The organism is Streptomyces sp. NPDC001663, from assembly GCF_042893105.1.
Lineage (GTDB): Bacteria > Actinomycetota > Actinomycetes > Streptomycetales > Streptomycetaceae > Streptomyces.
In genome coordinates this window covers 147,726-162,829 of sequence record NZ_JBIAUR010000021.1, presented here as the reverse complement: position 1 = coordinate 162,829, position 15,104 = coordinate 147,726, and the positions used below count along the sequence as shown (strand labels likewise).

The window sequence follows — 15,104 nt, the reverse complement described above, 5'->3', positions numbered from 1 at the left end:
GGAACCCGACTTGACTTCACCGGAGGGCGAAGCGGATCGCGACGGGTAGCGCCGTACCGAGGCCGCCGGACGTGACGTGGACGCCCTCCGGGGCGGCTTCCGCCTCGACGGGATGGCCGTCCAGACGTTCCGCCGTGGCCGGATCCAGCAGGCCCTGCCGCGTCTTCAGGACGACACGTCCGCCGGCCGTGTCAGGGACGTCGGCCACGAAGGCGTAGGCATGGTGCTCGTCGCGGGTCCACCGGACCCATGGAGCGTCGTCGTGCGGCTCGACGTCACCGGGTTCGGGCGGCCGCGTCGCGTGCACAGCACCGGCATGGCATGCCATCCAGGACGCCATGCCCTCCAGGACGGCGCGTTGCTCCGGCGGGAGTGTGCCGTCGGCCTTCGGGCCGACGTTGAGCAGCAGGTTCCCGCCGCGTGAGACGACATCGACCAGCAGCCGGACGGCGCCCGCCGGGTCCAGCAGGTGTTCGGGGCCTTCGACTTGGCTGTAGCCGAAGGAGAATCCGATTCCCCGGCAGTTCTCCCAGCAGGCGGCCCGCTCGTTGGCCCGGCCTGCCTCGTACTCGGTGGTCAGGTAGTCGGCGTGAGCGCTGTCCCAGCGGTCGTTCACCACGCCTTCCGGCACGGCGGCGTAGTAGTGGGAGAAGAGCCCCGGCAGGTCGGGGCGGCCCGCTCGGGGCCAGCCCATGTCGTTCCACAGCACGTCCGGGCGATGGCGGTCGATCAGGTCGAGGACGTGCCGGTGCGCGTAGGCGGCGTATGCGGCCTCGTGAGGCCGCCCGTCGTCCATCCGGTCCGCGTGGAGAACGGGGTCCCGGCGGCCGGCATACCAGTCGATGCCGCCGGAGTAGTACACGCCGAACCGCAGGTCGCGGGCCCGGACGGCGGCGGCGAGGTCGGCGATCAGATCGCGGCGTGGACCGCGGTGGACGGTGTTGCGGGTGCCGGTGCCCGGCGCGTTCCACAGGGCTATTCCGTCGTGGTGCTTGGTCGTGGGGACGACGTAGCGCGCACCCGCCCGGGCGAACAGGTCCACCCAGTCCGCGGGGTCGAAGACCTCGGCCTTCCAGGCGTCGAGGAACTCGTCGTAGGGGCGTCCGCCGTGCACGGTGCGATGGTGTTCCTGGGCGGGGCTGCCCTCGATCCGGATGGTGTTCCAGTACCACTCGGCGTACGGGTTGTGCCTGAACCAGACGTCGGGGTCGACGACGCCGAGCTCGCCGGTGGGCTCCGCCCACGCCGGCACCGAGTACGCGCCCCAGTGGAGGAAGATGCCGAACTTGGCGTCGGTGAACCACGTGGGGACCGGCCGACCGCTCTGAGGGAAATCGCTCACGTTACAGGCTCCCGATATCGGATTGATTCACGAGAGAACTTCCGGTCCTACCTGCCGAACACATGGAGGTCAATGGGAGTGGTATTGAGGCCGTGCGGGGCCGTCGAGATCGAGTTCCACGACGTTGACGTAGCGTGCCGGTGGGTGGACAGGCAGGCCTGTGATGACGACCCGACGTCCCTCGCGGTGGACGGAGAGCTCCTCACCGGCGGGCAGCAGGCGTGCTGCCAGCACCTCGTTCGCGAGTTGCGCTATGACGATTTCGCCGGTGGCGCTCCACTGGTCGAGCGTCAGAAAGGCCTGGCTGCCCTTGGTCGTGATGCGGCCGGTGGAGTGGAAGTCGAAGTAGTTCGGCAAGAGGCGTTCCGTACCGTATACGGCCTCACCGTACGTGCTGAGCCAGCCGCCCATCTCGCGCAGCCGCTCGACGGACGGGGCGGGGATGACGCCGTCCGGGTCGGGGCCGACGTTGAGCAGGTAGTTGCTGCCGCGAGCGGCGCAGGCGATCAGCTGCCGGATCAGCAGGTCAGTGCTCTTCCAGTTTCCGTCTCCGATGGCGTATCCCCAGTTGTCGTTCATGGTGACGCAGGATTCGTACACGCGTGTGTCGTCGGGCACCTCCATGGGCACGGTCTGCTCGGGTGTGGCGTAGTCCTCGGGGAGGCCGGAGCGGTCGTTGATGAGGATGCCGGGTTGCAGTTGGCGGACCTTCGCGTTGAGAGCTTCCGAGTCCCACACCTCGGCTGTGCGCTCCCCCCATCCCCCGCGGAAGTCCGCGTCGTCCGCGCAGTCGTAGAACAGGATGTCGATGGGGCCGTAGTTGCTCATCAGCTCCAGGGTCTGCTGGTGGAACCGGTCGACGCACTCCCGCCAGCCGGACGGGTCGGCTTCCGGGCCGCGGAAGTAGGCCGGGATGCTCCAGTCCTTGACGCTGAAGTACAGCCCGGCCATGAGGCCTTCGGCCCGGCAGGCGTCGAGGTACTCGGCGACGAAGTCGCGCCGGGCTGCGGTGCGCACCGAGGTGAAGTCGGTGTATTCGCTGTCGAACAGGCAGAAGCCGTCGTGGTGTTTGGCGGTCAGGACCATGTAGCGCATTCCGGCTTCACGGGCGATGCGCGCCCAGGCCCGGGGGTCGTAGTGGCGGGGATTGAACTGCTCGGCGAGTTTCGCGTACTCGGCGGGCGGAATGTCTTCTTGATATCGAACCCATTCGCCCCTGCCGGGGATGGCGTACAGACCCCAGTGGATGAACATCCCGAACCGGGCGTCGTTGAAGTTCTTGAGGCGTTCTTGGCGCACGGCTGTGTCCCTTGATCAGTGGTGGGGGAGTGGGCTGCGTTCCCGCTGCCGCGTGGCGGCTGCGGTGCGCTGGATGCCGCTCGTGGTGGATTGCTGGTTGGTCATGACGGTCAGCGTCGTCTCGCCCGCCGCACACCAAGACTTCTGAAGAGGCAGGACAAAGCAGCGCGTTGGTTCGCGCTGAGCAGTGAAGGCACGGACGTCCAAGGACTGTGCGGGCTGGGACGTGGCTCGTTGAGGAGGCCGGCCGAACCGCGCCCCCGCCGCGAGCGCGTCCCGGGTCTGCGCTCCGGTGGCCCCGGTGCCCGGGCCACGGCGGGCAGCCCGGAGGCGTCGGCCGGCCGGAGGACGGCCATCATGGGGGTCCGGGGCAGCTGCACCGGGGTGTGGCGGAAACGGATATCGGCCTCCTTCCGTCCACGGCTGGGACTCTGCTGCGCCGATGATCAGCTGTCGGTCGGGAGAAAGCACGGGTGACTCCTGGTTCGCTGAGGCATCGTCATGAGGTGCGCGGGTGAGCCAGACGTCTGTGTTGCCGGACCCTCGCTGCCGGTGGCCGCGACGTCACCCACGTGCCCTCGGGCACCGAGTGGCCCGGTGGCGCGCAGGGCGTCCTTACTTGAGCCCGGAGGTCGCGATACCCGCGACGAAGCCGCGCTGCAGGATCAGGAAGAGCGCGAGCACGGGCAGGACGTACATCACGGCGCCGGCGGCGACGAGGTTGGTGAGCGGTGTGCCCTGTGCGTTGACGTAGCCGGTGGCGAGCTTGACCGCCAGGGTGGTGCGGTTGGTGTCCAGCAGCAGCGCGGGCGCCAGGTAGTCACCCCAGGCCCAGGTGAAGGACAGGATGAGGCTGGTGGCGATGACCGGCCACGACTGGGGCAGAAAGATCCGCCAGAAGATGCGGATCTGCCCGCAGCCGTCGATGATCGCCGCTTCCTCCAGTTCCTTGGGCATGTTGGCGAAGAACTGCCGGAACAGGAAGATCAGATACGGCGCACCGCACAGACCCCACAGCACCCACGGCATGTAGGTGTTGAGCAGGCCGATCTTGCCGAACAGCAGATAGGTCGGCACGAGAGTGATGACCTGCGGCAGCATCAGCGTCGACAGCATCACACCGAAGATCACCCGCTTCCCGGGTGCGTCGAGCCGGGCGAAGCCGAACCCGGCCCAGGCCGAGGCGAGCGTGACCAGCCCCGCGTAGATCACCGAGATCGTCAGCGAGTTGCGGACGTAGCCGAGGTAGTCGAAGAAGGTCAGGGCCTCCTTGAAGTTCCCCAGGCTCGGGTGGTGCGGCCACCAGTGGACAGGGAAGGCGCGCAGCTCCGACGGGTCCTTCAGGGCGGTGATCAGGAGCCACCCGAAGGGGCTGAGGAAGAGAACAAGGAGTGCCACCAGGACCATGTAGACGGCACTGCGCCGGGTGAACACCATCACGACCCTCCGATCGTCCGGGGCTTCGTCTTCGCCGGCTCCGGCTCCAGGGAGTAGAAGACCGCGCCCCTGCTCAGCCTGAAGACGAGGAAGGTGACGACGCTGATGATCGCGAAGAGCACCCACAGCATGGCCGAGGCATAGCCGTAGCGCCCGTTGGCGAAGTACTGGGCGAAGACGCTGATGATGAACAGGTTGTTGCTGTCCGGGACGCGCGCCACCCCCTGCGGGGAGGAGTCCAGGGCTATCAGCAGCGGTGCGAAACTCTGCAGTGCCGCGATGATCCCGGTGACGACCTGGAAGAAGATCACCGGGGAGAGGAGCGGCAGGGTGATGCGAGTGAAGGACTGCCAGGGGCCGGCCCCGTCGACACGTGCGGCCTCGTGCAGCTCTTTGGGTATGTCCTGCAGGCCGGCCAGCGAGATGATCATGACGTTGCCGACCGCCCACATCGTCAGCATGATCAGTACCCAGCGGGCGTAGGGATCCGTCAGCCATGGCACGCCGTTGATGCGGAAGATGTCCAGGATGCCGTTCGCCGCCCCGGAGTCCCGGTCGAAGATCAGCTTGAAGGTGAGGGCCGCGCCGACCGGCGGGACGACAGCGGGCAGGTACAGCAACGTGCGGAACAGTCCGCGGGCGCGGATCGGCTGGTTGACCAGCACCGCCAGCACAAGCCCCGCCACGATCGACAGCGGCACCGTGATGCCGGTGAACAGCGCGGTGCGCCCGAGGGAGGCCATGGTGTCCGGGTCGGTGAAGACCTCTCTGTAGTTGGCCAGTCCGACGAAGCGGGAGCGGTCGGAGAGCCCGTCGGAGTTGGTGAGGCTCAGCCACAGCGCGTACCCGAGTGGGTAGGCGGTCAGAGCCAGGAAGCCCAGTACCCACGGGCCGACGAAGACGTAGAAGGCTGCGGCCCTGCGCTGCCTGAGCGAGAGCCGTTTGCGCGTGGACCGGCGTGTCGTCCCCGATGCCGGGGACGACACGCGCGACTGCTGGCTGCTGCGGCCGGCGAGCTGACCGGTGCTCACCCCACGTGCTCCTTGCCTTGAGCGATCTGGGCGTTCATCTGCGAGTTCAGCTGGTCGGCGACCTTGCCGGCGGAGGTGCCGGACTTGACGGCGCCGGGCAGCACCTTGTTGATCACCCCCTCCAGAGCGGCCAGCTGGACGTACGGAGTGAAGGTCAGCACCGAGAAGTACGGAAGTTCCTGCTGCTGCACCTTGAAGGCCTGCTTCTGCAAGGTTGTGGCCTGCGGCATCTTCGGGCGCAACGACTTCAGGGTGGGGATGCCCACGCCGCCGGTGGCCCGGTCCTGCGCGGGCTTGCCGCCGAAGAACCACTCGAAGAACTTCCAGGCGGCGTCCTTGTTCTTGGCCTCCTTGGGAATCCAGTACCCGGCGGCGCCGAAGCACGGGCTGAGACGCTTGCCGCCTCCCATCTGGGGCGCCGGAGCCAGACGCGACACCTCGGCCGACTTGGCGTCGCCGCCTATGAGTCCGCCGAACCAGTAGCCGTCACAGGCCATCGCCATCCGGTCGGCCTGGTACGCGGGCCAGTCCCACCCGTCCGGATTGGGGTTGCTCACGCTCGGACCGACGTTGGCCCGCGCATACTCCAGGTACCAGTTCAGTGCCTTGAGCGCCTCGGGCGACGAGAAGTCGACCGACGCCAGGTCCTCGGCGAACAGACTGCCACCGGCCGACGCGGTCATGTTCATCAGCGAGGCGAAGTTGCCCAGGCCGGTGGCGCTGAGCCCGTACACCTTGACCTTGCCGAGCCTGCGCTGCGTCAACCGCTTCCCCATGTCCAGCCACTCGTCGAAGGACAGCGGCTGGGTCTCGCTGGGGTGGTCCAGCTTGGCGACGTCGAACATGTCGGTGCGGTACCAGAACATGCCGTCCTGGGAGTAGTCCTTCGCCATGCCGTAGCGGGGGCCCGCACCCTGCTCCTTGCCGTCGAAACGCCAGAGGTCGTTGACCGGGTCGAGGTCGGACGGCTTGAGCACCGTGCTCTTGGCGAAGTAGGAGTCCAGCTCGGTCATCAGTCCGCGCGCCGCGAAGTACGGCGTCTCCAACGCACCGACGCCGCGCACCACGTCCGGCGGGTTCTTGCTGGCCAGCATGGCGTTGAGCTTGATGTCGTCCCGGCGGATGACGTTGATCTTCATTCCGAGCGCCTTCTGGGCGGCCTTGACGTCGATCTCGTTGTCCACCGTCATGATGGTGAGCGTCGTCTTCCCGTCGCCGGCGGAGCCGCCTCCGTCGTCCACCGAGGCGGCACATCCGGGGAGGGCTGCGGCGGCCAGCGCGGCACCGGCGGAGACGGCGAGGAAACGGCGTCTGTCGAGTGCCCCTGAGGGTGAAATGGGCATGCTTGTAATCCTTTCGTGCGATACGTCGTGGATGTGAGTCGCGCAAAAGACCGGCGCCGTCGCGCCAGAAGACACGAAGAGAAGGGGGGAGGGAAACGCGGTGCCGCAGTCAGCCATGGCGCATGGCCGCTGAGCGAGGCGGGCCGGCGACCGACCGATTGCCGAGCCCAGTGGCCAGTCCGGCTCGGAGGTGGTAGCTGTCGCCCCCTGATGGTCGTGCGCTCAGATCCGTCAGAGGAAGGCAGGCGGCGACACCACCAGTGGCGACCGCGGGGATCTCCCGCAGCGCTTCACCGCGCAGCTCACTCGTCAGCGGATGCCGTCGGCATGCGCTGACGAGTGCGGACGGCTTGTGCACCGGTTCGTCGACGGTGTGGCGTCACGCCCCGCAACGCCCCCACCCGTGCAAACCGGATGCGGAAAACTGCGGCGAACCGTAAGGCGGTCCGCCAGGCAGTGTCAAGAGGTCCGGATGTTCCTCCGGGTAATCCCGCGGCACCGCGGTCGGACTACCTGACGTAACACCCTTGACACTCCCGGCGCCACGATGTCACTTTCTTGTAGCGCTACAAGAAACTGCTTGGAACGGTGCCATAACACCTCAAGCGAGGCGACCATGAGCCGGTAACGCCGCACCACCCCTGCTTGCGAACCCCGGAACCCCCTGTCCCGCCGCTGCCCGCCAACGCCCCGAACGCATCTCTCACGCCATCAGCCCGATACGCAGGAGTACGTCCGTGCCCAACGCCACCGCGGTCATCAACCTCGACATCGAGGGACCGAGAATCAGCCGCCATCTCTACGGCCACTTCGCCGAGCACCTCGGTCGCTGCATCTACGGCGGCTTCTGGGTCGGGGAGGACTCACCGATCCCCAACGAAGGAGGCATCCGGCTCGACGTCGTCCAGGCCCTGCGTGCCCTGGACATCCCCAACCTGCGCTGGCCCGGCGGCTGTTTCGCCGACGAGTACCACTGGAAGGACGGCATCGGCCCCCGCGACCAGCGACCCAGCATGGTCAACACGCACTGGGGCGACGTCGAGGAGAACAACCACTTCGGCACCCACGAGTTCATGGCCCTGTGCGAGCTGCTCGGCGCCGAGCCGTACATCAGCGGCAACGTCGGCTCCGGCACGGTGCGGGAGATGAGCGAGTGGGTCGAGTACCTCACCCGCGACGGCGACAGCCCCATGGTCAGGCTGCGCAAGGCCAACGGGCGCGACGAGCCGTGGCGCGTGCAGTTCTGGGGCATCGGCAACGAGGCATGGGGCTGCGGCGGCAACATGCGCGCCGAGTATTTCGCCGACCTGGCCCGGCAGTACTCCACGTACTGCCGTGACCACGGCGACAACAAGCTCTACCGCATCGCCGCGGGCGCCAACGGCGACGACTACAAGTGGACCGAGACGCTGATGCAGCAGATCAGCTGCTTCGGCTGCGAGGCCACCCCGCGCAACTTCTTCCAGGGCATCTCGGTCCACTACTACACGCTGGCCGGCCCCTGGGAGGCGAAGGGCAGCGCCACCGTCTTCGACACCGACGACTACTACCGGACGATGGTCCAGGCCCGCAGGGTCGACCGCATCCTCACAGGTCATTCCACCGTGATGGACGTCTACGACCCCGGCCGGAAGGTCGGCCTGGTCCTGGACGAGTGGGGCACCTGGTGGGACGTGGAGCCGGGCACCAACCCGGGGTTCCTGTTCCAGCAGAACAGCCTGCGCGACGCGCTCGTCGCCTCCACCCACTTCGACATCTTCCACAAGCACGCGGCCCGTCTGTACATGGCCAACATCGCGCAGACCGTCAACGTCCTGCAGGCCATGCTGCTCACGGACGGTGACGCGCTGGTCCTGACCCCGACCTACCACGTGTTCGAGATGAACAAGGGCCACCAGGACGCCTCTTCGCTCGCCGTGCACCTGAACGCGGACGGCGCCCGCCGGCGCGTGGGAGACACCGACCTGGACACGCTGTCCGTCTCGGCCAGTGTCAAGGACGGCACGGTCCTGGTCTCCCTGTCCAACCTTGACGCCGAGGAACCCGCCGAGGTGGCGCTCGACCTGCGCGGCGGCACCATCGGCGACCCGGTCGCCCGCCTGCTGGCAGCCGACAAGCCGCAGGCCCACAACACCCCCCAGGACCCGGCGGCGGTCGCCCCGCGCCCGTTCGACGCCGTGACCGTCACCGACCGGGGCCTGAGCCTGACCCTGCCGCCGCACTCCTTCGTCACCCTCCAGGCCGTGCTGGTCTGACCGTGGGCATCCACCCATTCCGCCCCCTTCGCAACGCCGATCGACATACTCGGGGGAAACCGTCACGGGACTCACAGAAAGGGGGCGCACATGGCAACGCTTCAGGATGTCGCGAAGGCGGCAGGGGTCTCACCGATGACCGTCTCGAACGTCATCAACAACCATCCCCATGTGCGAAGTTCGACTCGGGAGAAGGTCCTGGAGGCCATGGCCCGTCTCGACTACCGCGTCAACGTCGCGGCCCGCAATCTGGCGAAGGGCCGCACCGGAACCATCGGGCTGGCCGTTCCCGATGTGAACAGCCCCTATTACGGGCGGCTGGCGTCCGCCATCATCACCGCGGCCGAGCGTCGCAAGCTCCGGGTGAGCATCGAGCAGACCGGCAACAGGGAGAACGAACTGGACGCGCTGTCCCTGTCGCGCAACCGGCTCTACGACGGGCTCATCCTCAGCGCCGCCGGCCTGGGACAGGCCGACGCCGAGCGGCTCAGGGTGGACCACCCGGTGGTCATTCTCGGCGACCGCATCTTCGACGGGCCCGTGGACCACGTCGCCATGCCCAACCTCGACGCCTCCCGGGCGGCCACCCGCCACCTGATCGAGCGGGGCTGCCGCCGCATCGCGATCCTGTGCGGGGCGGTGGACGAGGTCGACACCTCCAGCCTCCGGCTCACGGGCTACCGGCAGGCATTGCACGACGCCGGCCTGCCGTCCGACCCCGCCCTGATCCAGCAGGTCGCAAGGCCCGACATGCCCGAGGGTGCTGAACGCGTCCGGGAGATGGTGGAGAGCGGGCTCGACTTCGACGGCGTGTTCTGCGTGAACGACTCCGTGGCCATGGGCGTGCTGCGGGGCCTTGCCGACGCCCGGATACGGGTCCCCGACCAGGTCAAGGTGATCGGCTTCGACAACGTCAAGGAGAGCAGGTTCCTCGTCCCGTCGCTCTCCACCGTCGATCCGGACCACGACGCCATGGCCGAGCGCGCGATCGACCTGCTCATCAGGCGCATCGAACAGACCGAGCCGCCGGCCGGTCACGCGGAGGCCGTCGGCGACTTCTCGCTGGTGATCCGGGAGTCGACGGGCGGCTGAACTCACCCTACCGAGCGACGCATGCGGGGAACCTGGCCGTACCAATGGTCAGGGGATCCTGCGCTACTCCTGTCGCCACTGCACCTCGGAGCCCGGTCAGCCACCGCGTGACAGCTGCAGAGCCGCGTGAGCCCCCTGGCCCTTACCCGCGTCGACACCTGCCCGGCCCCGGGCCCGTCGCTGACTCACTCGCCCCTCCTCGTTCCGCACCACCGTCCGGCCCGAGGAACACCCCCGATGTCGTCTCCGTAATCAGCGACCGATGCGCACGTCTCCATCAGCAGCCAGGCGGCCCCGGAGAGCCAGGCGGCCACTTCTTGGAAGCCACTGAAGGCAGATCCTCATCAGCCACGCCCGGCCCTCCCGGGCTGCCCGACAACCTACGGAGCCTCATGACGTCCCCCAGAATCCCCCGGCGGCCTGTGATCGCCGCGGCCGCCCTGCTCGCGAGTGCCGCCCTGTCCCGCACAGCGGCTGCGGCCACGGCCGGGACCGCCGCCGCACCCGGTGTCGCCATCCATGTCTCTCCCCGTGGCAGCGACCGAGCCCCCGGCACGTCCGCACGGCCGCTGCTCACCCTGCAGGCCGCCCAGAAGATGGCACGGGTCGCCGCCCGCACCAAGGCGGGACCGGTGAAGGTCGTCGTGCACGGCGGTACCTACCACCTGAAGAAGACCCTCACCTTCGGTGTCGAGGACTCCGGCACGGCCACGACTCCGGTCTCCTACGAGGCCGCGCCGGGCGAGACGGTCGTGCTCAGCGGCGGCCGGATACTCAGGCCGACCTGGCAGGCGTACCTGGGCGGCATCATGGTGGCCGACATCGGCACCGGCCTCGCTTTCGACGGGCTGTTCCTGAACGGTGAGCGCCAGACACTCGCCCGCTATCCCAGCTACGACCCCAAGGCCCAGGTCCTCGGCGGCACCGCCGCCGACGCGATATCCCCCGCGCGCGTGGCCACCTGGCGAAACCCCACCACCGGCCTGGTCCGTGCCCTCCACCAGGGAGGCTGGGGCGGGAACAGCTACAAGATCACCGGTGTGAACGGGGACGGCACCCCGCAGCTGGAATGGGTCGGCGACAACAACCGCGGCAGCGGAATGCACCGCACCCACCGCATGGTGGAGAACGTCTTCGAGGAGCTCGACGCCCCTGGAGAGTGGTTCTACGACAAGGATGCCGGAAAGCTCTACTTCTACCCGCCCGAGGGCACCGACCTGGCCTCGGCCCGGATCGAGACCGCCGAACTGAACGAGCTGATCCACGTCGAGGGCGAAGGCCCCGGCAGGCCGGTCGCGCACCTGGCCTTCTCCGGGTTCGCCTTCACCCAGACCCATCGCACCCTCTTCAACACGCCCTACGAGAAGCTCCAGTTGGGTGACTGGGCGATTGCCCGCACCGGCGCCGTCTACCTGCGGAACACCGAGTTCATCACCGTGGAGGGCTCCCTCTTCGACCAGCTCGGCGGCAACGCGATCTTCATGGACGGGTACAACCGCCGCAACACCGTCGCCCGGAACGAGTTCAACCACTCCGGCGCCTCGGACGTCGCGATCGTCGGCCGCCCCGACGCGGTGCGCGAGCCGTCCACCTGGGACGCCTTCCGTAAGAGCATCGACGACACCACACCTGGTCCGCAGTCCGAGAACCACCCGCGTGAGATCACCGTCAGCGACAACCACATGCACGACAACGGGCAGTTCGAGAAGCAGACCTCGAACGTGCAGATCTCGATGAGCAGCCGCGTCACCGTCAAGGGCAACACCATGCACGACGGCCCCCGTGCCTGCGTCAACATCAACGACGGCACCTGGGGCGGTCACCTGATCGAGGACAACTCCATCTTCAACGCCGTCAAGGAGACCTCCGACCACGGCCCGTTCAACTCCTGGGGCCGCGACCGCTTCTGGCCGCTGGACGCCGACGACGCGACGAAGAAGAGGTACGCCAAGCTGGACGCGATCGAGACCATCGTCATCCGGCACAACCGGATCTGGCACCACTCCGCGTGGGACATCGACCTCGACGACGGCTCGTCCAACTACCTCATCGAGAACAACCTGTTGCTCAACGGCGGCGTCAAACTGCGCGAGGGCTTCTACCGCACCGTCCGCAACAACATCTTCGTCAACGGGGGTGCCCACTTCCACGTCTGGTTCGCGGACTGCGGCGACGTGGTCGAGACGAACGTCTTCGTCACCGGCGAGCCGTACGACCTGATCGGCGTCGACATGGCCAAGTCCAAGCCGGTCATCGACAAGAACCTCTTCTGGGCGGACGGCAAACCCGTCCGTGACATCAGCAGCTCCTGGCGTGCCCAGGGGCTCGACGTCAACTCGGTCGTCGCCGACCCGCAGTTCAGCGGCTCCAACCCCTTCACCGACCCGAAGAAGCTCGACTACACCGTCACGGACGGCTCCCCAGCGCTCGCCCTGGGATTCCGCAACGTCCCCATGGACGGCTTCGGCAAGCCGGGCACACCCACGCCGCCGCCGCTCACGTGGCAGGCCGCCGCGGCCGACCCGTACAAAGCCCTCGCCGAGCCACTGTGGGGCGCGGCCGTGACCATGGTCTACTCGGACGAGGTCAAGTCCTCGACTGGACTGACCGACTACAACGGCCTGGTGCTGGCCACCGTCCCCGGCGACTCGTACGCCTACCAACAGGGGCTGCGCGCCAACGACGTCATCCGGGAGATCGACGGCACGAAGGTCACCGACCGGAACAGTTTCTGGCGCCCGTACACCAAACTCCCCGCCGGTTCGGAGATCATGCTGACGCTCTGGCGCAACCAGGCCGCCGCCACCCTCACCGTGCACAAGCCGGCCGGGGTCGAGACCGTCAACAACACGGCGGGCACAGCGTTCACCGGCACCTGGGGTTTCTCTGCGGGCCGCGGCCTCGGTGACCTGGCCGACGACGTCCACTACACCACCACCAATGGCGCTTCCGCGTCCCTGACCTTCCACGGCACGGGCATCGAGGTCCTCGGCGAGAAGTACTCCGACCAGGGCAACGTGGAGATCTTCGTGGACGACACATCCCAGGGCGTCATCGACACCACATCCCCCACGCGTCAGGGGCAGCAGGTGATCTTCTCCGCCGAGGGGCTGACGGCCGGTGAGCACACCGTGCGATTGGTCAAGCGCAGCGGCAAATACGCGACGCTGGACGGCTTCCGCATCCACGGTTAGCCAGGCCGACGTCTCACCCGATGTGTATCGCTGACATCAAGACAAGGAGCCCCCAGTGACCCCCGTGGCCGGCGCCCCGCTATTCCGTGACCCTGTGTACGACGGGGCTGCCGACCCTGTCGCCGTCTGGAACCGCCAGGCCGGCGAGTGGTGGCTCGTCTACACCAACCGCCGAACCACCGCCCCCGGCCCCGGTGTCACGTGGGTGCACGGCACCGACCTGGGCGTCGCCGCGTCGGCGGACGGCGGCCGCACCTGGACGTACCGGGGAACCCTCACCGGCCTGGAGACCGAGTGGGGTCGCAACACCTTCTGGGCGCCGGAGATCATCTGGCACGAGGGGCTCTACCACATGTACGTCAGCTACATCCGCGGTGTACCCGACGCCTGGAACGGCCCCGCCTGCATCCGCCACTACACCAGCCCGGACCTGCTGGAGTGGGCCCACCACGGGCCACTGGACCTCGGCTCCGACCGCGTCATCGACGCCTGCGTGTACCCGCTGCCGGGTGGCGGCTGGCGCATGTGGTTCAAGGACGAGACCCGGGGCTCCCTGACCTACGCCGCCGACAGCCCCGACCTGTACGACTGGCGTCCGATCGGGCTGGTGGTCGGTCACCGCCCGCACGAGGGCCCCAACGTCTTCGAACTCGGCGGCCACTACTGGATGCTCGTCGACGAGTGGCGCGGCCAGGGCGTGCTGCGCTCCGACGACCTCACGACCTGGGAACATCAGGGACTGATCCTGGACAAGCCGGGCAGCCGCGCCGACGACGGGACCATCGGCCTCCATGCCGACGTGGTCGTCCAGGGGGAGATCGCCTACATCTTCTATTTCACCCACCCTGGCCGCCTGGCCGGTACCGCTGAGGATGACAGCACCCACACCGCCCGCCGCTCCTCACTCCAGGTCGCCGCCGCCCGGGTCGTCGACGGTACGCTGCACTGCGACCGCGACGAGCCTGTCCAACTCGACCTGCCCGCTGGGAGCGACTAGCCCGAGAAGCGGAACAACTAGGGAGTGTTCCGGGTTTGGATCACGGTGTGGGATCTGGTTTCCGGGTCGCGTTGCGAGCTGGTAGAACGCCGACGTGACGCGTGCGGAACTCACTGATGATGAGTGGGAGTTGATCGAGCCGTTCCTGCCGATAGGCAGGTTCGGCCCGTACCCCGAGCGGCTGCGGCAGCAGTTCGCGGGCGTAATCCGGCGATTCCGCACCGGGACATACCGCCTGAACATGGGGCCTGGCAGACCGTCTACCACCGGTTCATGCAGTGGCATGACGCGGGCGTCTTCGAGCGGCTGATGGACGGGATAATCGCCGAGACGGCGTGGCGCGGGCAGGTGGACCTGTCGCTGGTCAGCGTGGACTCCTCGGTGGCCCGCGCCCACCACGACGCGGCCGGCATGGTCGTGCGTGAGGAGGTGCTGGCCGTCTTGGAGGAGGCCGCCGAGGACAAAAGGGGGCCGCGCACGGGGACGAAAGGGTCAGGGGCCGCGGTCGGCGGCGAACCCGACGATCCCCGGCGGGACGAGCGGCGACGGATGCGGCGCAAGCGCCGGGCACGTCTGAAGGCCGCTCGAGGGGCAGGCCGCCGACAGCCCCCGGTTCGTCCCGGTGTTGGAGAAGGTCAAGGTCCGTGGCCCGGTGGGCAGGCCGCGCACCCGGCCCGACGCCGTGGCCGGCGAGAAGGCGTACTCCTCCCGCGCTAACGTCGCCTACCTGCGCAGACGCCGCATCAAGGCGGTGATCCCGGAGAAGACCGACCAGGCCGCCCACCGCAAGAACAAGGGCCGCCGGGGCGGGCGGCCCGTCTCCTGCGACACCGAGCTCTACCGCGACCGCAACACGGTGGAGCGTTGCATTAACAAGATCAAAGCGTGGCCTGGACTGGCCACCCACTACGACAAGACACATGAGAGCTACCTGGCCGGACTCCACTTACGCGGTGCGGTCATCTGGCTCCGAAGCTTCCGCCCCGCGTGATTTCGGTTGGAGGCAGACCTCAACAGCGTGGCAGGCTCGGGGCATGACCGGCTGCCACCCGTCACGTGTCCAGGCCGGTGTGGCTGGCTCCGAGTCGGAATGAGCTGCAGAGACGAGGGTCCC

The 15,104-nt window shown here is 68.0% G+C and carries 9 protein-coding genes and 1 pseudogene; 5 read left to right on the top strand and 5 right to left on the bottom strand.

The genetic code is table 11. The annotated features are described in order from the left end of the window. Positions 1-16: 16 nt before the first annotated feature. The 5 genes from ACFY1L_RS46905 to ACFY1L_RS46885 all read right to left on the bottom strand — a co-directional run bounded on the left by ACFY1L_RS46905 (position 17) and on the right by ACFY1L_RS46885 (position 6,452). Positions 17-1,342, bottom strand: coding sequence for an alpha-L-fucosidase (locus ACFY1L_RS46905; RefSeq protein WP_388839932.1), 1,326 nt, complete (start codon positions 1,340-1,342; stop codon positions 17-19). Between the two features lie 69 nt (positions 1,343-1,411). After that, on the bottom strand, positions 1,412-2,641 hold the full coding sequence (locus tag ACFY1L_RS46900) for an alpha-L-fucosidase (protein WP_388839929.1): 1,230 nt from the start codon (positions 2,639-2,641) through the stop codon (positions 1,412-1,414). A 615-nt stretch (positions 2,642-3,256) separates the two neighbouring features. Then, positions 3,257-4,078, bottom strand: coding sequence for a carbohydrate ABC transporter permease (locus ACFY1L_RS46895; protein WP_388839926.1), 822 nt, complete (start codon positions 4,076-4,078; stop codon positions 3,257-3,259). Next, positions 4,078-5,109: a carbohydrate ABC transporter permease gene (locus tag ACFY1L_RS46890; protein ID WP_388839923.1), complete on the bottom strand. Its 1,032-nt coding sequence runs from the start codon at positions 5,107-5,109 to the stop codon at positions 4,078-4,080. Before ACFY1L_RS46890 ends, ACFY1L_RS46895 begins: the two co-directional genes overlap by 1 nt. Next, the gene (locus ACFY1L_RS46885; RefSeq protein ID WP_388839920.1) at positions 5,106-6,452 is read right to left on the bottom strand and encodes an extracellular solute-binding protein; all 1,347 of its coding nucleotides are present in this window, start codon (positions 6,450-6,452) and stop codon (positions 5,106-5,108) included. Before ACFY1L_RS46885 ends, ACFY1L_RS46890 begins: the two co-directional genes overlap by 4 nt. Positions 6,453-7,189: 737 nt before the next feature. Between ACFY1L_RS46885 and ACFY1L_RS46880 the strand changes: the two genes are divergently transcribed. The 5 genes and pseudogenes from ACFY1L_RS46880 to ACFY1L_RS46860 all read left to right on the top strand — a co-directional run bounded on the left by ACFY1L_RS46880 (position 7,190) and on the right by ACFY1L_RS46860 (position 14,981). Next, the gene (locus tag ACFY1L_RS46880; RefSeq protein ID WP_388839917.1) at positions 7,190-8,707 is read left to right on the top strand and encodes an alpha-N-arabinofuranosidase; all 1,518 of its coding nucleotides are present in this window, start codon (positions 7,190-7,192) and stop codon (positions 8,705-8,707) included. A gap of 90 nt (positions 8,708-8,797) precedes the next feature. Beyond that, the gene (locus tag ACFY1L_RS46875) at positions 8,798-9,799 is read left to right on the top strand and encodes a LacI family DNA-binding transcriptional regulator (RefSeq protein ID WP_388839914.1); all 1,002 of its coding nucleotides are present in this window, start codon (positions 8,798-8,800) and stop codon (positions 9,797-9,799) included. Positions 9,800-10,191: 392 nt separating this feature from the next. Next, the gene (locus ACFY1L_RS46870; protein WP_388839911.1) at positions 10,192-12,993 is read left to right on the top strand and encodes a PDZ domain-containing protein; all 2,802 of its coding nucleotides are present in this window, start codon (positions 10,192-10,194) and stop codon (positions 12,991-12,993) included. Between the two features lie 55 nt (positions 12,994-13,048). After that, complete coding sequence (locus ACFY1L_RS46865; protein WP_388839908.1) at positions 13,049-13,990, top strand: glycosyl hydrolase; 942 nt, start codon at positions 13,049-13,051, stop codon at positions 13,988-13,990. A gap of 94 nt (positions 13,991-14,084) precedes the next feature. Next, a pseudogene (locus ACFY1L_RS46860) lies at positions 14,085-14,981 on the top strand (transposase). Positions 14,982-15,104: the final 123 nt, after the last annotated feature.